The organism is Klebsiella sp. SYXHC3 (assembly GCF_057196925.1).
The window spans coordinates 451123-469266 of record NZ_JBXUNG010000003.1 but is presented as its reverse complement, the minus strand read 5'-3'; the positions used below and the strand labels follow the sequence as shown (position 1 = coordinate 469266).

Here is an 18144-nt window from a genome sequence, read left to right as displayed (position 1 = left end):
CATGTCATTAATTCGTCCGGCATTTGTGCTATTTATTCTGTTAACCCTGCTCACTGGCGGCCTGTATCCGTTGCTGACTACCGCCTTAGGGCATTGGTGGTTCCCGCAGCAGGCTAACGGCTCGCTGATCCAGATCGACGGCGAGGTGCGCGGCTCCGCTCTGATCGGGCAGAACTTTACCGCCGCCGGTTATTTCCATGGACGCCCTTCCGCGACGGCAGAGGTGGCGGATAATCCGCTGGCCTCTGGCGGCAGTAACCTGGCGGTCAGCAATCCGGCGCAGGATAAAGCGATTAGCGAACGGGTAGAGGCGTTACGCGCCGCTAACCCGCAAGCGAATCCGACGGTGCCGGTCGAGCTGGTGACCGCATCGGCCAGCGGGCTGGATAACAACCTGACCCCTGCCGCGGTGCTGTGGCAGGTACCGCGCGTCGCCAAAGCGCGCAATCTTAGCGATGCGCAGGTGAAACAGTTAGTGGATCAGGCAACGCAAAAACCGTTGCTCAGCTTTCTCGGTCAACCTGTGGTAAATATACTGCAACTGAATATGGCGCTGGATGCCCTGAAGGATTAATCAATGAGTGACGAGCCGCTGCGCCCGGACCCCGACCGTCTGCTGCAACAAACCGCTGCGCCGCATCGCGGCAAGCTGAAGGTGTTTTTCGGCGCCTGCGCCGGGGTGGGTAAGACCTGGGCTATGCTGGCGGAAGCGCAGCGGCTGCGCGCTCAGGGGCTGGATATTCTGATCGGCGTGGCGGAAACCCACGGCCGCAAAGATACCGCCGCCATGCTGGAGGGGCTTAGCGCCCTCCCGCAAAAGCGCATTTCCCATCGCGGACGCTACGTCCATGAGTTTGACCTCGATGCCGCGCTGGCCCGCCGCCCGGCGCTGATCCTGGTGGACGAACTGGCGCATAGCAACGCGCCGGGTTCGCGCCACCCGAAACGCTGGCAGGACGTCGAAGAACTGCTCGAAGCCGGTATCGACGTCTTCACCACCGTCAACGTCCAGCATCTTGAAAGCCTCAATGATGTGGTCAGCGGTATTACCGGCGTGCAGGTACGCGAAACCGTCCCCGACCCCTTCTTTGACGCCGCCGATGATGTCGTTCTGGTGGATTTGCCGCCGGACGATCTGCGCCAGCGCCTGAATGAGGGCAAGGTGTACATCGGCGGCCAGGCCGAACGCGCCATCGAAAACTTCTTCCGCAAAGGTAATCTGATCGCCCTGCGCGAGCTGGCGCTGCGCCGTACCGCCGACCGGGTAGACGAGCAAATGCGCGCCTGGCGCGACCGCCAGGGGCAGGAAAAAGTCTGGCACACCCGCGACGCCATTCTGCTGTGCATCGGCCACAACACCGGCAGTGAAAAACTGGTTCGCGCCGCCGCCCGGCTGGCAGCCAGGCTCGGCAGCGTCTGGCACGCGGTCTATGTAGAAACGCCCGCGCTGCACCGACTGCCGGAGGCCAGGCGGCGGGCGATCCTCGCCGCGCTGAAGCTGGCGCAAGAGTTAGGCGCCGAGACCGCCACCCTCTCCGACCCATCGGAAGAAAAAGCGGTGCTGCATTACGCTCGCGAGCACAACCTCGGCAAAATTGTGATTGGCCGCCAGGGAGAGCGCCGCTGGTGGGAACGAGCCGGGTTTGCCGACCGTCTGGCGCGCCGCGCCCCGGACCTCGATCTGGTGGTGATCGCGCTGGATGAAAAACCGGCCTCCCTGCCCGCCCGCGCGAACGACAATCGTACGGCGCTCGACAAATGGCGCCAGCAGTTGAAGGGCTGCCTGCTGGCCGTGGCGCTGTGCGCCATTATCACCGTAGTCGCCATGCAGTGGCTGATGGCCTTCGAAGCCGCCAACCTGGTGATGCTCTATCTACTGGGCGTGGTGATTATCGCCCTGCTGTATGGCCGCTGGCCATCGGTGCTGGCGACCTTTATCAACGTCATTAGCTTCGATCTCTTTTTTGTCGCCCCACGCGGCACGCTGGCGGTTTCCGACGTCCAGTATCTGCTGACGTTCGGCGTGATGCTGACCGTTGGTCTGGTGATCGGCAACCTGACCGCCGGGATGCGTTACCAGGCGCGGGTGGCGCGTTACCGCGAGCGGCGCACCCGCCACCTGTATGAAATGTCGAAAGCGCTGGCGGTCGGCCGCAGCCGCGAAGATATCGCCGCCACCAGCGAACGCTTTATTACCTCCACCTTTCAGGCCCGCAGCCAACTACTGCTGCCAGATGAGAACGGGCAGCTGCAGCCGATGGCCCAGCAATCCGGCGTTTTCTCGTGGGATGATGCGATTGCCCGCTGGAGCTTCGATAAGGGCCAGCCAGCCGGAGCCGGTACCGACACTCTCCCCGGCGTGCCGTATCAAATTCTGCCGCTACAAAGCGCCGCCCGCACCTGGGGACTGCTGCTGGTCGAACCGGAAAATCTGCGTCAGCTGATGATCCCCGAACAGCAACGGCTGCTGGAAACCTTTACCCTGCTGGTGGCCAGCGCCCTTGAACGTCTGACCCTGACCGCCAGCGAAGAGCAGGCGCGCTTGACCAGCGAACGCGAAAGCCTGCGCAACTCACTACTGGCCGCCCTCTCCCACGATCTGCGGACGCCGCTGACGGTCCTGTTCGGCCAGGCGGAGATCCTGACCCTCGATCTGGCCAGCGAAGGTTCGAAGCACGCGCCGCAGGCCAACGAAATTCGCCAGCACGTGCTCAACACCACCCGGCTGGTGAATAATTTACTGGATATGGCGCGTATTCAGTCCGGCGGCTTTAATCTGCATAAAGAGTGGTTAACCCTCGAAGAGATAGTCGGTAGCGCCCTGCGTATGCTGGAGCCAGGGCTTGGCGGCCAGCACATCCAGCTGTCGCTGCCGGACCCGCTACTGCTGGTCCACGTAGACGGCCCGCTGTTTGAGCGGGTGCTGATCAACCTGCTGGAAAACGCGCATAAATACGCCGGCGCGCAGGCGCAGATTGGCATTCACGCCGAAGCGGATAGGCAGCAGTTGATCATTGAAGTCTGGGATAATGGTCCGGGGATCCCGGCAGGCCAGGAACAAGCTATCTTTGATAAGTTCGCGCGTGGTAATAAAGAATCGGCTATCCCCGGCGTCGGTCTGGGGCTGGCGATTTGCCAGGCCATTGTCGAGGTGCACGACGGTAGCATTACCGCCAGCAACCGTCCGGAGGGCGGAGCCTGTTTCCGTGTTACACTGCCGCGAGAATCGCCCCCAGAACTGGAAGAGTTAACCGAGGACATGTGATTAACGTTTTAATCATCGAAGACGAACACGCTATCCGCCGCTTTCTGCGCACCGCGCTGGAAGCCGACGGTATGCGCGTATTTGAAGCCGAAACCCTGCAGCGGGGGCTCATCGAAGCCGCCACCCGCAAACCGGATTTAGCGATCCTCGATCTCGGCCTGCCGGACGGGGACGGTAATGATTTTATCCGTGAAGTTCGCCAGTGGAGCCAGATGCCGATTATCGTGCTGTCGGCACGCAGCGAAGAGCATGACAAAATCGCCGCCCTTGACGCCGGCGCCGATGACTACCTGAGTAAACCGTTTGGCATAGGCGAACTGCAGGCGCGGCTGCGCGTCGCGCTGCGCCGTCACGGCAGCGCGCAGGCCGATGAGCCGGTGGTGCATTTTGCCGATATTAGCGTCGATATCCCCGCCCGCCGTATCATGCGCGGCAGTGAAGAAATTCATCTGACGCCCATCGAGTTTCGCCTGCTGGCGGCGCTACTGAACAATCCGGGCAAAGTGCTTACCCAGCGCCAGCTTCTGAATCAGGTATGGGGACCTAACGCCGTGGAGCACAGTCACTATTTGCGGATTTATATGGGGCACTTACGGCAAAAACTGGAGGCTGACCCGGCGCGGCCGCAGCATCTGCTGACCGAAACCGGTATTGGCTATCGCTTTATGCCTTGAAGGAAACAAATCAATGACCCCGGCGGTCGGTTAATGCCGCCGGGGTAAACAGGATCAGGCGTTTTTCAGCACTTCACTGACAATCTCTACCGCTTCTTTTTCAATCAGCTTGCGATGCTCTTCGCCAAGGAAGCTCTCGCAGTAGATTTTGTAGGCGTCTTCGGTGCCTGACGGACGGGCCGCGAACCAGCCGTTGTCGGTCATCACTTTCAGCCCGCCGATAGAAGCGCCGTTGCCCGGCGCCGCGGTCAGACGCGCGGTGATTGGATCGCCCGCCAGCGTGTCGGCGCTCACCATTTCCGGCGACAGCTTAGACAGCGCCGCTTTCTGCGCGGAAGTGGCCGATGCCTGCAGACGGTTGTAGCTCGGGGCGCCAAAGCGTTCCGCCAGCTCGTTGTAGTGCTCCTGCGGGTTCTTACCGGTCACCGCGGTGATTTCCGCCGCCAGCAGGCACATGATGATACCGTCTTTATCGGTGGACCACGGCGTGCCGTCGAAACGCAGGAATGATGCCCCTGCGCTCTCTTCGCCGCCGAAGCCGAAGCTGCCGTCGAACAGACCGTCAACAAACCACTTGAAGCCCACCGGCACTTCCACCAGCTTACGGCCCAGATCGTTAACCACGCGGTCAATCATCGCCGAGGAAACCAGCGTTTTACCAACCGCAACGTCTTTACCCCACTGCGGACGATGCTGGAACAGGTAGTTGATAGCCACCGCCAGATAGTGGTTCGGATTCATCAGGCCAGCCGGGGTCACGATACCGTGACGGTCGTAATCCGGATCGTTGGCGAAGGCCAGATCGAACTTATCGCGCAGCGCCAGCAGACCCGCCATCGCACACTCGGAGGAACAGTCCATGCGGATCGCGCCATCTTTATCCAGGTGCATAAAGCGGAACGTCTGATCGACCTGATCGTTAACGATGGTCAGATCCAGCTTGTAGTGCTCGCCGATGCGTTTCCAGTATTCGATACCCGAACCGCCCAGCGGGTCGACGCCCAGTTTCAGGCCCGCTTTCTGAATAGCCGCCATATCGACGATATCCGCCAGCCCTTCAATAAACGGCTGTACCAGGTCCTGCTCTTTCACGTGGCCGGAAGCCAGCGCGGCGTCGAGAGAAATACGCTTCACGCCCTGCAGACCGGCGGCCAGCAGTTCATTCGCGCGGTTCTCCACCACTTTTGTCACGTTGGTATCAGCCGGGCCGCCGTTTGGCGGGTTGTACTTAATACCGCCATCTTCCGGCGGGTTGTGCGACGGGGTGATAACGATACCATCCGCCAACGGGCCGCCTTTTTTGTTATGCACCAGAATCGCGTTGGAAACCGCCGGCGTCGGGGTGAAACCGTTGTTTTCCTGAACGATCACATCAACACCGTTCGCCGCCAGCACTTCCAGCACGGAAATGAAGGCCGGTTCGGATAAAGCGTGGGTATCCTTACCCACGTAGCACGGGCCGGTGATGCCGTTTTTCGCGCGGTTTTCCGCAATCGCCTGCGCAATCGCCAGAATATGCTGCTCATTGAAATTGTGGCGCCCTGCGCTACCGCGATGGCCGGAGGTGCCGAACTTAACCGCATGCTCCGCATTGCCCGCTTCCGGCTTCAGCACATAGTACTGAGCGGTCAGCTGGGCGACGTTAATCAAATCACTCTGTTGTGCCGGCTGACCCGCACGTTTATCGATTGCCATTGCCTGATCCTTCTGGTGCAAAGTTTAATTAACTAGATCGTGCCGCATACCTTTTCAATCAGCTCCGCAGGGAACTGCATTGATTGCATGATGTGTTCGATCATGCTGCATTTACGGCCGGTATTAGTATTGGTGATAACCCACCACGGCGTACCAGGAACCTGTTTCGGTTTGGTCTGATTACCGCTTTTCAGCAGCGTCCGTGAGTCTTCGGCGAAGTATACGCGGGTGCGTCCGTGCAGAGACTCAGTGGCTTCTGAAAATGCCTTGCTGTCTAACGAGTAAAGCGTAGTCAATACCAGCATGAAGCGGTTAACCGCGCGCTTTTGTTCAGCGTATTCGTCAGATAACAGCAGCTCGCGCATGGCGCGGACTTTATCTTTAACCGGGTTGGCCGGCTTCGCTTCGACGACTGGCGCCGCCGCAGGAGCAGCCGCCGGCGCGGCTTTCGCCGCTGGCGCGCCAGATGCAGGCTGAGAAACGGCGGAAAATTTCAGCATGCGCCGTAAAATGTCGGATGCGCTCTCGCCGATATGCAGAGTGTGGCTGGCAATATAGCGGTAGAGCTCATCATCAACTTCGATTGTTTTCATCTTAATCCAGTGCGATTTCTTTGTTTCTGAATACAAGTCGTCGGGATTAACTATCCTTTGTCTTTCACACTACTGCGCAAAAGGCATCAGATAGAGGACAAATCCCAACCGCGAATAGCGTCAAACCAGGATGGCGTTAAAACTCAGAATGCTTCCGGGTCTTGCAGCCTAATGGCAGAATGTCCAACATAATACCCTAACCCGACGGAGCGAAAAAAAGAACTTTGCCATGAAATTAAATAGCCGAGCGCAATCTGCACAAAACCCGCACAATAAATCCCCAATCGTCCTGGTACACGGCCTGTTCGGCAGCCTGGACAACCTTGGGATCCTCGCCCGCGATCTGGTCGCCGACTACGATATATTGCAGGTCGATATGCGCAACCACGGCTTATCGCCGCGTTCACCGGAGATGACCTACCGCGCGATGGCGCAGGACCTGCTCGATACCCTCGACGATCATCAGATCGAGAAAGCGACCTTTATCGGCCATTCGATGGGCGGCAAAGCGGTGATGGCGCTGACCGCGCTGGCGCCGGATCGCATCGCCGGGCTGGTGGCGATTGATATCGCGCCGGTGGCTTATCACGTCCGCCGTCATGATGAGATCTTCGCGGCGATTAACGCCGTCAGCGAATCCGCCGCCAGCACCCGCCAGCAGGCGGCGCAGGTAATGCGCGAGTATATAAATGAAGAAGGCGTCATTCAGTTTCTGCTGAAATCCTTTGTCGACGGCGCGTGGCGCTTCAACGTGCCGGCGCTGTGGGATCAATACCCGCATATTGTCGGCTGGGAAACCGTGCCCGCCTGGCCGCACCCGGCGCAATTTATTCCCGGCGGCAACTCCCCTTATGTCACCGATGAATACCGCGACGCGCTGCTGGCGCAGTTCCCGCAAGCCCGCGCCCACGTCATTGCCGGCGCCGGACACTGGGTGCATGCGGAAAAACCCGAGGCGGTTTTACGCGCAATTCGCCGTTATCTGAGCACAATTGAAGCCTGAGTGGCTAAAAAACGCCCGACCGCGCGGCAGAATGCCCGCGGTCGTTGGCGCAGCGGTTCGCCTGATGTATTATGGCGCGCTATCTGCGCCGGCTATAGCCCGGCAGCTTGTTTCCCCGAAGTCACTCTGAATCATGGCAAAAGAACAAACGGACCGAACGACATTAGATTTGTTCGCAAATGAGCGTCGCCCGGGTAGACCGAAAACCAATCCGCTTTCGCGCGATGAACAACTGCGCATCAACAAACGCAATCAGCTCAAACGCGATAAGGTTCGCGGCTTGAAGCGCGTTGAGTTGAAGCTCAACGCCGATGCGGTCGACGCGCTTAATGAGCTGGCGGAAGCCCGCAACATGAGCCGCAGCGATCTTATCGAAGAGATGCTGATGCACCAACTGGCCTGCCTGCGTAACCAGGGCGAAGTCTGAAAAACGCAAAAAAATCGCTTTCATGTAGCAGAGTGTGCACCAGGACGTTATTGCTGTTTCCGCGCCCTTCCCTGTTCTGCTATGATTGCCGTTAACTGTAGGCATAATGCCACTACCACATCATTAAGTTTCAAGAGGTTATTTTACTCATGGCAATCATCGGCATCTTTTTTGGCAGCGACACCGGCAACACCGAAAATATTGCAAAAATGATCCAAAAGCAGCTCGGTAAAGACGTTGCTGAAGTTCACGACATTGCCAAGAGCAGCAAAGAAGATCTGGAAAGCCACGATATTCTGCTGCTCGGCATCCCAACCTGGTACTACGGCGAAGCGCAGTGCGACTGGGACGACTTCTTCCCGACGCTGGAAGAGATCGACTTCAACGGTAAGCTGGTAGCCGTCTTTGGCTGCGGCGACCAGGAAGATTACGCAGAATACTTCTGCGATGCGCTGGGCACCATTCGTGACATCATTGAACCGCGCGGCGCAACCATCGTTGGCCACTGGCCGACCGCGGGCTACCACTTCGAAGCGTCTAAAGGCCTGGCGGACGACGATCACTTCGTCGGTCTGGCGATTGATGAAGACCGTCAGCCGGAACTGACCAACGAGCGCGTTGAGAAGTGGGTGAAGCAGATTTCCGAAGAGCTGCATCTGGAAGAAATCAAAAACGCCTAAGAATCAAACAGCGCAGCTATTAAGCTGCGCTGAATTAATAGATAAAAGCAATCAAACTAATAGCTACAAGTTTTTAACTTTTCATCACATATCTGTACAATGTCCTCTGATTCCACGAGGTCACGTGACACAGTTTGTAGCTGGTAATTCGTTTTTGACAGCTTACAAGGCGCGATGGTTGCAGTTTTCATTTCAGAGTAGCAGCTCTATAATGAGACGCATTACATCGGGTGATTCTCTGTATTGCTTCCCTTTAAAGGAAGCCGATCTTTAGCAACAGGACAGATTCCGCATGACTGACAACAATATCGCATTAAAGAAGGCTGGCCTGAAAGTCACACTTCCCCGACTGAAAATTCTGGAAGTGTTGCAGGAACCGGATAACCATCACGTCAGTGCGGAAGATTTATACAAACGCCTGATCGATATGGGTGAAGAGATTGGTCTGGCTACCGTTTACCGCGTGCTGAACCAGTTCGACGATGCAGGCATCGTGACTCGCCACAACTTCGAAGGCGGTAAATCCGTATTCGAGCTGACTCAGCAACACCACCACGATCACCTGATTTGCCTCGATTGCGGCAAAGTGATCGAGTTCAGCGATGATTCTATCGAATCCCGCCAACGTGAAATTGCTGCGCAACACGGCATCCGCTTAACCAACCACAGCCTGTACCTCTACGGCCACTGTGCGGAAGGCGACTGCCGCGAAGATGAACATGCCCACGATGCGGTGAATAAATAATTTCCCGTCTCGTATGTAATGAAAAGCCAACCTGAAGGTTGGCTTTTTTTATGGGCGAAATCCGCCTGAATGCGTATTCTGTCAGAGCCTAACGCCTTGTACGGAGAGTCACTATGGAGCTGCGCCAGCTACGCTATTTTGTCCGCATCGTGGAAACAGGCAGTATGGGCCGCGCCGCGCTCGATCTGAATATTGGCGTTTCTGCGCTCAGCCAGCAAATGGCGCGTCTGGAAAATGAACTCGCTATCCGCCTGCTGCAACGGACTTCGCGCGGCGTAATGCCCACCAGCGCCGGCCTCGCCTTTTACTCGCAGGCGCAACTGGCGCTGCGCCATGCTGACGATGCCATTCTCGCCGCGCGTGAAGCACGCCTTTCCGGTCACGTCAGCGTCGGTATGGCGCCGAGCACCGCTTCTGTGCTGGGCGTACCTTTTATCAACGCCATGCGCGAAAGCTACGCCGACGTCCGCCTGCACCTGGTGGAAAGCCTCTCCGGCAATCTGGAACGGATGATCAACACCCGCCAGCTCGATTTAGCCATCGTTTTCCAGAAAGAGAAGATCCTGCGCTGGAGCGCCCGACCCATTCTTGAGGAACGTCTGTTCCTGATTGGCGCCCATGACGTGCTGGCGCCGCTGCCCGGCGATAGCATCTCTCCGGACCAGCTTGCCGCCATCCCGCTGATTATGCCAAGCCAGGGACATGGCCTGCGCGGCAGGCTGGACGCTATTTGCCAGGAGCACGCCATCAACGTTGACGTGGTGGCTGAAATCGATGGCCTGGCCCTGCTGATGCGCGCCGTCCGTGACGGGCTCGGCGCCACGCTGCAGCCGGGCGCGGCGATTTCTCATCTCGACAGCGAGGCGCTAAGAGTGATCGGCGTCGATAATCCGGTACTAAGCCGACCTAATTTTCTGGTCAGTCTCTCAGATGACGAACTCACCCCGGCAGGCCTTGCCGCGCGCGTGATACTGACCAAAGTCATGCGTCAGCTTGTAGAAACTGGCTGCTGGCCGGGCGCCAGCCTTTACACTTCCTAAACCCCTCTTTAGCTTTACGCCATAGCGCCTGTCGCTCCTGCGCCTTACATTTCCATTACAAATTTAACAATTAGTCAAAGCGTAATGGAGCCGATAATGGTGGATGTACTGGTGATTGGCGGCGGCAACGCCGCGTTATGCGCCGCCTTAACCGCCCGGGAAGCAGGCGCATCCGTACTGCTGCTGGAAGCCGCGCCGCGGGAATGGCGGGGCGGTAACTCTCAGCACACGCGTAACCTGCGTTGTATGCACGATGCGCCGCAGGATGTCTTAGTAGACAGCTACCCGGAAGAAGAATACTGGCAGGATCTGCTGCGCGTCACCGGGGGCAACACCAACGAAGCGCTGGCTCGCCTGGTGATCCGCACTTCGTCGCAATGTCGGGACTGGATGCGCCGTCATGGCGTTAACTTTCAACCGCCCTTATCCGGCGCCCTGCATGTCGCCCGCACCAACGCCTTTTTTATGGGCGGCGGTAAAGCCCTGGTCAATGCCTATTACCGCAGCGCCGAGCAGATGGGCGTGCAGATCCGCTATAACACGCCGGTGCAGGCGCTTGAATTACGTGATGGCGAATTCGTCGCCGCGCTGGCAGGCGCCGAGCGGATCGCCGCGAAAACCTGCGTGCTCGCCGCCGGCGGTTTTGAATCTAACCGCGAGTGGCTGCGCGAAGCCTGGGGGCAAAATGAGCGCGGCGAGTGGCCTGCCGACAACTTTCTCATCCGCGGCACCCGTTTTAACCAGGGGGTGCTGCTCAAATTTATGATCGACGCCGGAGCCGATATCATCGGCGATCCTTCACAGTCGCACTGCGTCGCCATTGACGCCCGGGCGCCACTCTATGACGGCGGCATCTGTACCCGCGTCGACTGCGTGTCGCTGGGGGTGGTGGTGAACCGCGATGCCGAGCGCTTTTATGATGAAGGGGAGGATTTCTGGCCCAAACGTTACGCCATCTGGGGCCGTCTGGTCGCCCACCAGCCGGGGCAAATCGGCTATTCGATCATCGACAGTAAAGCCGTTGGACAGTTTATGCCGCCCGTTTTTCCGGGCGCCCAGGCCAATACCATCGCGGAACTGGCCCGCCAATTGGGGCTGGATGGCGAACGTTTGTCGCAGACCATCGCCAGCTACAATGCCGCCTGTACGCCAGGCCAGTTCGACCATACCCGTCTTGATAACTGCGCTACCTCCGGCCTGACGCCGCCAAAAACCCACTGGGCGCGGCCTATCGATACGCCGCCTTATTATGGTTATGCCCTGCGTCCAGGGATCACCTTCACCTACCTCGGGCTGTACGTCAATCAACACGCCGCCGTTCACTTTGCCGGTAAGCCGAGCCGCAACCTGTTTGTCGCCGGCGAAATGATGGCTGGCAACGTACTGGGCAAAGGCTATACCGCCGGCGTAGGCATGTCGATCGGGACCACATTCGGCCGCATTGCCGGTCAGCAAGCCGCCCTGGCGGCGCAGCAGGAGAAACATCATGAAGTCGCTTGAAAAGCTGATCATCGAGGCGCAAATCATCACCGAACCGGAGGCGGAAGTCGAACGGGTGATGCAGGTCTGTAACGCCTGCCGCTATTGCGAAGGGTTTTGCGCCGTATTCCCTGCCATGACCCAGCGTCTGGCATTCGGCAAGGCGGATATTAACTATCTGGCGAACCTGTGCCACAACTGCGGCGCCTGTCTGCACGCCTGTCAGTATGCCCCGCCGCACGAGTTTGCGATTAATGTTCCCAAAGCAATGGCGGAAGTGCGGCTGGAAACCTATCAACATTACGCCCGGCCCGCCGCTTTCGGCAGTTTATATCGCCGTGCGGGGATCGCCACGGTGCTGGCGCTGGTCGCGGGTCTTGTTCTGTTTCTGCTGCTGGCGATGGGGCTTAAAGGTTCGCTGCTGCACCCGCCGCTGGCCGGTGATTTCTACCAGATTTTCCCGCATAACCTGCTGGCGTGGATGTTCGGTTCGGTTTTCATTGTGGCCATTGGTTTATTGATGAGCGGGGTGATTCGTTTCTGGCGCGAGATCTCGCCTGGCCAACCGCAAGCTGGTGATATCGCCAGGGCCTCGCATGATGCGCTGACGTTGAAATATCTCGACGGTGGCCACGGTAAAGGCTGTAACGAGGCCGATGATGCCTTCACGCTGATGCGCCGCCGTTTTCACCACTTCACCTTTTACGGCTTTATGCTCTGTTTCGCCGCCACGCTGGTGGCTACGGGCTATCACTATTTCGCCGGCTGGGAAGCGCCCTATCCGTTCTTCAGCGTACCGGTGCTGCTTGGCACACTTGGCGGCATCGGGCTACTGGTGGGCCCGGCGGGTTTGCTATGGCTGAACCTGCGCCGCTCGCCGCTGCACGGCGACGCACGGCAAAAACCGATGGATCGCGCTTTTATCCTACTGTTGCTGCTGACCAGTTTTACCGGGCTCGCGCTACTGGTGGGCCGGGACACCTCGTGGATGGGCATTCTGCTCGCTATCCATCTCGGGGTGGTGATGGCGCTGTTTTTAACGCTGCCTTACGGAAAATTTGCCCACGGATTTTATCGCTGTGCGGCGCTACTCAAGTGGGCGATTGAGAAACGCCGCGGAAAACAGGCGGCAGTCGCAGGTGACTAACCCGCCCCTCTTACCTCTATAAAAACAAGATAAAGACAATGGAGAGCACACCCTATGACCCAACCAACCTCGCGCGCCGGTACCTTCGGCGCAATTCTCCGCGTAACCAGCGGTAATTTTCTCGAGCAATTCGACTTCTTTCTGTTTGGTTTCTATGCCACCTATATCGCCAGGACCTTCTTTCCGGCAGAGAGTGAGTTCGCGGCGTTGATGCTCACCTTTGCCGTATTTGGTTCCGGTTTCCTGATGCGCCCCATCGGCGCGGTGGTATTAGGAGCTTATATCGACAGGATCGGTCGCCGCAAAGGGCTGATGGTCACCCTGGCGATTATGGGCTGCGGCACGTTACTGATTGCGCTGGTGCCGGGCTACCAAACCATCGGCGTGCTGGCGCCGGTGCTGGTCTTAATTGGCCGTTTGTTGCAAGGATTCTCGGCCGGGGTCGAGCTCGGCGGTGTGTCGGTCTACCTGTCGGAAATCGCCAAACCGGGGAAAAAGGGGTTCTATACCAGTTGGCAGTCCGCCAGCCAACAGGTCGCCATCGTCATGGCGGCGCTGATTGGCTACGCGCTGAACGAGACGCTGGGTCACGACGAGATTGCAGAATGGGGCTGGCGCATTCCCTTCTTTATCGGCTGCCTGATTATCCCGCTGATTTTCGTGCTCCGGCGTTCGCTGCAGGAGACCGAAGCGTTTCTGCAGCGTAAGCATCGTCCCGATACCAAAGAGATACTGACCACTATTGTTAAAAACTGGCGCATCATCAGCGCGGGCACCTTACTGGTGGCGATGACCACCACCACCTTTTATTTTATTACCGTCTATACCCCAACTTATGGCAGAGCGGTACTGCATCTGAGCGCACGCGACAGCTTGCTGGTCACGATGCTGGTCGGTATCTCTAACTTTATCTGGTTGCCGATTGGCGGGGCGCTGTCAGACAAAATAGGCCGCCGTCCGGTACTGATGGGAATTACCGTCCTGGCGCTGCTGACCACCTGGCCGGTGATGCAATGGCTCACCGCCGCGCCGGATTTCACCCGCATGACGCTGGTGCTGCTGTGGTTCTCGTTCTTCTTTGGTATGTATAACGGCGCAATGGTGGCGGCGCTAACGGAAGTGATGCCGGTCTACGTTCGCACCGTGGGCTTTTCGCTGGCGTTTAGCCTCGCCACCGCTATCTTCGGTGGGCTGACGCCGGCTATCTCTACCGCACTGGTCGAAATCACCGGTGATAAGAGCGCGCCAGGCTGGTGGCTGATGTGCGCGGCCCTATGCGGATTCGCCGCCACCGCCATGCTGTTCATGCGTCTGAGCCGCGGCTATCAGCCAGCGGAAATACCGCGTTAAAATAGCGACGGGCGGAGTGTGCGCTCCGCCCGTTTACGCTTAACTGTCTGCTTTATTTAGTGGTGTTATTACTGCGAATCTCCTGCCAGATTTTATCGCAGCGCGCTTTGACCGCCTGGTCATTACCGGTGCGCGTCGCCTGAATACAGGCCTGATAATCCAGCACTCTGACGCTCTCCTGCGTCGCAAACTGCTGATGCGGTTTCTCTTCCTTCAGGACGTTGAGTACGCTCTGACAGGCTTCAATCTTGTCCGGATTACCTTCTGCCGTGTTGATACAGGCGCTATAGGCATCTTTCAATTTGGAATCTTCTTTCGGCGCTGGCGATGGCGCGCAGGCAACCAGACCCGATGCCATGATGGCGATGAGCAGCAACTTTTTCATAGTTATTCTCCCAGAGGGGCGGCAGGCTCACGCCCGCCGCGCAGGCATCAGAAAATGGTGAACGGCGCGATAACCATAAACTTCACGTCACGCTCATCCTGGAAGATGTTGCCGTAACCACCGCTCCAGCTTGGGATGTCGGAGTGGTTGTCGTATTGCGTGAAGTGCAGTTTGAACATCGTTCCTTTCGCCCGGCCTTCCTGCAGGGTGTAGATAGCATCCAGACTGTAGGCGGATTCTTTCAGACGATAGTTAGGATCGTAGTAAGCATCCGGGGATGCCATTCTGCCAGGCTTCGCATCCCAGGCGTAAACATAGGAAGCGCCAAACGCCCAGCCCGGCATATCCCAGTTCTTCATGTCATACATCGCGCCGAAGAATACTGCTTTCTCGCCGTTGGCGTTAAAGTCGGAGCGGTTATCCCACCAGATATCGAGACGACCATTAGAGGAGGCATAGGTTGGCGTCATACGCTGCAGGAAGTAGCCCTGCTGACCATCGGCTTTAACCCAGGTCCCTTCCAGACGCAGATCCAGCACATCGGCCGCTTTATAGCCAAAGGTGATCGCCTGCAGCCACGCGGTGCCGTCGTAGATGTCGTTGACGCCGCCGTTGCTGACTTTATCGCGGGTACCATAGAACTGATAGCTGGCGCTTAACGGCGAACCGGCGATATCAAATTTGTAGCTGGCCTTCGCAAAGTATTGATCGATATAACCTTCAGCCTGGCCAAAAGCGGCTTCCAGCACCAGATCGTTTTTAAAATCGTATTTCGCGCCAAGAGAGTGCAGATAGTCGACCTTGGTTTTCTTATCGTTCTGGTAGAAATCATCCATCTCGATATGCCACGGCGCTTTATATTCGTTGGTCCACATGTAGGAGAAACTCAGCGCGCCGTTATCGCCATAGTCGAAGTTGGCTCCGGCTTCCGCCCCCTGATAGGTACCCGGCATAAAGCTCCAGTGCGGCGCCAGCAGCGTTTGCCCGGTCGGCTGGATATAACCCGCGCGCGCCCACGCCGGGCCGAATTTAAATTTAGCCGCTGCTTTATACAGGCTAATCCCGCTCTTATCGCCGGAATAATCTTCACTGTAGGCACGGTTACTGGAGGAGAAGGCAATTTCGTTCGGGTGGCCGCTGTCGCCGTTTTCCGCCATTTCTATCGCGGTAAAGGCAGCAATATCAATCCCGAACATATCAGCGGCATAGCCGGACTGGAAATCCAGGTTGGCGTTCCAGGTAGAATGGGAAAGGTTGGTTTCATACTTGTCGGTTTCTACGTTTTTACGGTCGCGCTCGCGCTGCCAGTAATAGATACCGCCAGTTAAAGTAGAATCATCGATAAAGCCTGCTGCGCTGGCCTGTGGAGCCACAACCCAACCCGACATCGCGGTGACGGCGGCAATAGCCAGCGCCAGCGTACTACGTTTGCCACTAAACGTACGCATGTGCATATCCTCTTTGACGTTTTAAAATTGCGATTGCCAAAGGCAGCTCGCTAAAAAAATAAAAAAGTACTAAAAGCGGTGCGGTTAAAAGTCCGCGAAACCACTATGGATAGACTATTTTTCGTGACGCGAATTATCAATCTCTTTCGCAGAGCAAAGCTTAAGATTATGACAAAGCGCACATAATTTATGTCTTTTTGTTACAGACTTACTTCTCAGCTTTTTTAACGATAAGTCATGGTTATATCGAAAAAAAATTGATAGTTGCCGGAAGCTGAAACGGTTAAATGTAAATACACCGGCAGGAAGAGATGGGGAATTATTACGGTGTTTTAATAAGATTAATTCGCATCGAAAAAATATCGATTTTTAATTCACTGATTCTGAAATAAAAAAAACGCCGCAATGTGCGGCGTTTCATGAATACGGTGAGCATTACTCGCCGATTTTAGCCCAGGTGTCACGCAGGCCAACGGTGCGGTTAAAGACCAGATGGCCCTCGGTGGCGTAGCGGCTGTCGAGGCAGAAGTAACCTTCGCGCTCGAACTGGTATGCTTTACCCGCCTGCGCTTTCGACAGGCTCGGCTCCGCGAAACCTTGCTTGATGACCAGAGATTCCGGGTTCATTACCGCCAGGAAGTCATCCGCCGCGCCCGGGTTCGGCACGCTAAACAGACGGTCATAGAGGCGAATTTCAACCGGCAGCGCGTGCGCCGCACTCACCCAGTGGATAACGCCTTTGACCTTGCGGCCATCGGCCGGGTCTTTACTCAGGGTGTCGGCATCGTAAGTACAGAAGATGGTAGTGATGTTACCCTCTGCATCTTTCTCAACGCGTTCCGCTTTAATCACGTAGGCGTTGCGCAGACGCACCTCTTTACCCAGCACCAGACGCTTGTACTGTTTGTTAGCTTCTTCGCGGAAGTCCGCGCGATCGATCCAGATCTCAGCGCTGAATGGTACTTCGCGGCTGCCCATCTCCGGCTTGTTCGGATGGTTCGGCATCGCCACCATTTCGCTTGCGCCCTGCGGATAGTTTTCGATAACCAGTTTAACCGGATCGATCACCGCCATCGCGCGCGGCGCGTTTTCATTCAGATCTTCACGAATGCACGACTCCAGCGACGCCATCTCAATGGTGTTGTCCTGCTTGGTCACGCCGATGCGTTTGCAGAACTCGCGGATGGATTCAGCGGTATAGCCGCGACGGCGCAGCCCGGAAATAGTCGGCATACGCGGGTCATCCCAGCCTTCCACATGCTTTTCGGTCACCAGCTGATTCAGCTTACGCTTGGACATCACGGTGTATTCGAGATTCAGGCGCGAGAATTCATACTGACGCGGATGCACCGGAATACTGATGTTGTCGAGCACCCAGTCGTACAGACGACGGTTGTCCTGGAACTCCAGGGTACACAGCGAGTGGGTGATACCTTCCAGCGCATCGCTGATGCAGTGGGTGAAGTCGTACATCGGGTAGATGCACCATTTGTTGCCGGTCTGATGGTGTTCGGCAAATTTAATGCGATACAGCACCGGATCGCGCATCACGATGAATGGCGACGCCATGTCGATCTTCGCGCGCAGGCAAGCCTTACCCTCTTCAAAACCGCCGGTACGCATTTTTTCGAACAGCGCGAGGTTCTCTTCCACGCTGCGATCGCGGTACGGGCTGTTTTTACCCGGTTCTTTCAGGGTACCGCGGTATTCGCGGATCTCATCGGCGGACAGTTCGTCAACGTAGGCCAAACCTTTGTTGATCAGTTCAACCGCATACTGATGCAGCTGATCGAAGTAATCAGAGGAGTAGCAGACATCGCCGGACCAGTGGAAACCTAACCACTGCACGTCGTTTTTAATCGACTCCACGTATTCGATATCTTCTTTCACCGGGTTGGTGTCATCGAAACGCAGATTACATTGACCTTGATAATCCTGAGCGATGCCGAAGTTCAGGCAAATGGATTTTGCATGGCCAATGTGCAGGTAACCGTTCGGTTCCGGCGGGAAGCGGGTATGAACGGTGGTGTGCTTACCGGTAGCCAGATCTTCATCGATGATCTGACGGATAAAGTTAGTCGGGCGGGCTTCTGCCTCACTCATCACGGGTTCCTCAAAGCGTAAACAACGTATAACGGCACATGATCTTACAAGCAGGGCGCAGAGACAACTATTAGTTACGCAAAATACGTATCTGTTGTTGGATATGGGGG

The 18144-nt window shown here is 57.0% G+C and carries 16 protein-coding genes; 11 read left to right on the top strand and 5 right to left on the bottom strand.

The window, feature by feature from the left end; all coding sequences use genetic code 11:
* Window position 1 precedes the first annotated feature (1 nt).
* Genes kdpC through kdpE form a run of 3 tightly spaced genes read left to right on the top strand, consistent with a single transcriptional unit; the run spans window position 2 to window position 3939 of the window.
* Entirely contained in the window at window positions 2–574 is a 573-nt protein-coding gene (gene kdpC / locus AC2CGP_RS11720; protein WP_015367690.1) for a potassium-transporting ATPase subunit KdpC, read from the top strand.
* Window positions 575–577: 3 nt separating this feature from the next.
* The gene (kdpD, locus tag AC2CGP_RS11715; protein ID WP_015367691.1) at window positions 578–3265 is read left to right on the top strand and encodes a two-component system sensor histidine kinase KdpD; all 2688 of its coding nucleotides are present in this window, start codon (window positions 578–580) and stop codon (window positions 3263–3265) included.
* Entirely contained in the window at window positions 3262–3939 is a 678-nt protein-coding gene (kdpE, locus tag AC2CGP_RS11710; RefSeq protein WP_015367692.1) for a two-component system response regulator KdpE, read from the top strand. The genes kdpD and kdpE overlap by 4 nt, the downstream gene beginning before the upstream one ends.
* Before the next feature lie 54 nt (window positions 3940–3993).
* Here kdpE and pgm read toward each other — a convergent pair whose 3' ends face one another.
* The gene (gene pgm / locus AC2CGP_RS11705; protein ID WP_015367693.1) at window positions 3994–5634 is read right to left on the bottom strand and encodes a phosphoglucomutase (alpha-D-glucose-1,6-bisphosphate-dependent); all 1641 of its coding nucleotides are present in this window, start codon (window positions 5632–5634) and stop codon (window positions 3994–3996) included.
* Window positions 5635–5666: 32 nt separating this feature from the next.
* The gene (gene seqA / locus AC2CGP_RS11700) at window positions 5667–6227 is read right to left on the bottom strand and encodes a replication initiation negative regulator SeqA (RefSeq protein ID WP_015367694.1); all 561 of its coding nucleotides are present in this window, start codon (window positions 6225–6227) and stop codon (window positions 5667–5669) included.
* A gap of 229 nt (window positions 6228–6456) precedes the next feature.
* On the opposite strand from seqA, the gene ybfF reads away from it, so the two are divergent.
* The 8 genes from ybfF (at window position 6457) to tcuC (ending at window position 14098) form a co-directional block, all read left to right on the top strand.
* Window positions 6457–7230 (top strand): esterase, encoded by a 774-nt coding sequence (gene ybfF, locus AC2CGP_RS11695; protein ID WP_015367695.1) that lies wholly within the window; start codon window positions 6457–6459, stop codon window positions 7228–7230.
* Window positions 7231–7363: 133 nt separating this feature from the next.
* Window positions 7364–7657, top strand: coding sequence for a LexA regulated protein (gene ybfE, locus AC2CGP_RS11690; protein WP_015367696.1), 294 nt, complete (start codon window positions 7364–7366; stop codon window positions 7655–7657).
* Window positions 7658–7806: 149 nt separating this feature from the next.
* Window positions 7807–8337 (top strand): flavodoxin FldA, encoded by a 531-nt coding sequence (fldA, locus tag AC2CGP_RS11685; protein WP_015367697.1) that lies wholly within the window; start codon window positions 7807–7809, stop codon window positions 8335–8337.
* A 292-nt stretch (window positions 8338–8629) separates the two neighbouring features.
* Window positions 8630–9082: a ferric iron uptake transcriptional regulator gene (gene fur / locus AC2CGP_RS11680; RefSeq protein WP_015367698.1), complete on the top strand. Its 453-nt coding sequence runs from the start codon at window positions 8630–8632 to the stop codon at window positions 9080–9082.
* A 113-nt stretch (window positions 9083–9195) separates the two neighbouring features.
* The gene (gene tcuR / locus AC2CGP_RS11675; RefSeq protein ID WP_015367699.1) at window positions 9196–10122 is read left to right on the top strand and encodes a tricarballylate utilization LysR family transcriptional regulator TcuR; all 927 of its coding nucleotides are present in this window, start codon (window positions 9196–9198) and stop codon (window positions 10120–10122) included.
* A 96-nt stretch (window positions 10123–10218) separates the two neighbouring features.
* Window positions 10219–11622 carry an FAD-dependent tricarballylate dehydrogenase TcuA gene (gene tcuA / locus AC2CGP_RS11670; RefSeq protein ID WP_015367700.1) on the top strand — a complete coding sequence of 468 codons (1404 nt, stop codon included), beginning with the start codon at window positions 10219–10221 and terminating at the stop codon, window positions 11620–11622.
* Window positions 11609–12748, top strand: coding sequence for a tricarballylate utilization 4Fe-4S protein TcuB (gene tcuB, locus AC2CGP_RS11665; RefSeq protein WP_015367701.1), 1140 nt, complete (start codon window positions 11609–11611; stop codon window positions 12746–12748). The genes tcuA and tcuB overlap by 14 nt, the downstream gene beginning before the upstream one ends.
* Before the next feature lie 54 nt (window positions 12749–12802).
* Window positions 12803–14098: an MFS transporter gene (tcuC, locus tag AC2CGP_RS11660; protein ID WP_015704750.1), complete on the top strand. Its 1296-nt coding sequence runs from the start codon at window positions 12803–12805 to the stop codon at window positions 14096–14098.
* 52 nt (window positions 14099–14150) lie between these two features.
* Here tcuC and AC2CGP_RS11655 read toward each other — a convergent pair whose 3' ends face one another.
* The 3 genes from AC2CGP_RS11655 to glnS form a co-directional block, all read right to left on the bottom strand.
* The gene (locus AC2CGP_RS11655) at window positions 14151–14483 is read right to left on the bottom strand and encodes a ChiQ/YbfN family lipoprotein (RefSeq protein WP_015367703.1); all 333 of its coding nucleotides are present in this window, start codon (window positions 14481–14483) and stop codon (window positions 14151–14153) included.
* Window positions 14484–14530: 47 nt separating this feature from the next.
* Entirely contained in the window at window positions 14531–15931 is a 1401-nt protein-coding gene (chiP, locus tag AC2CGP_RS11650) for a chitoporin ChiP (protein WP_015704749.1), read from the bottom strand.
* 435 nt (window positions 15932–16366) lie between these two features.
* Window positions 16367–18034, bottom strand: coding sequence for a glutamine--tRNA ligase (gene glnS, locus AC2CGP_RS11645; protein ID WP_015704748.1), 1668 nt, complete (start codon window positions 18032–18034; stop codon window positions 16367–16369).
* Between the last annotated feature and the right edge of the window lie 110 nt (window positions 18035–18144).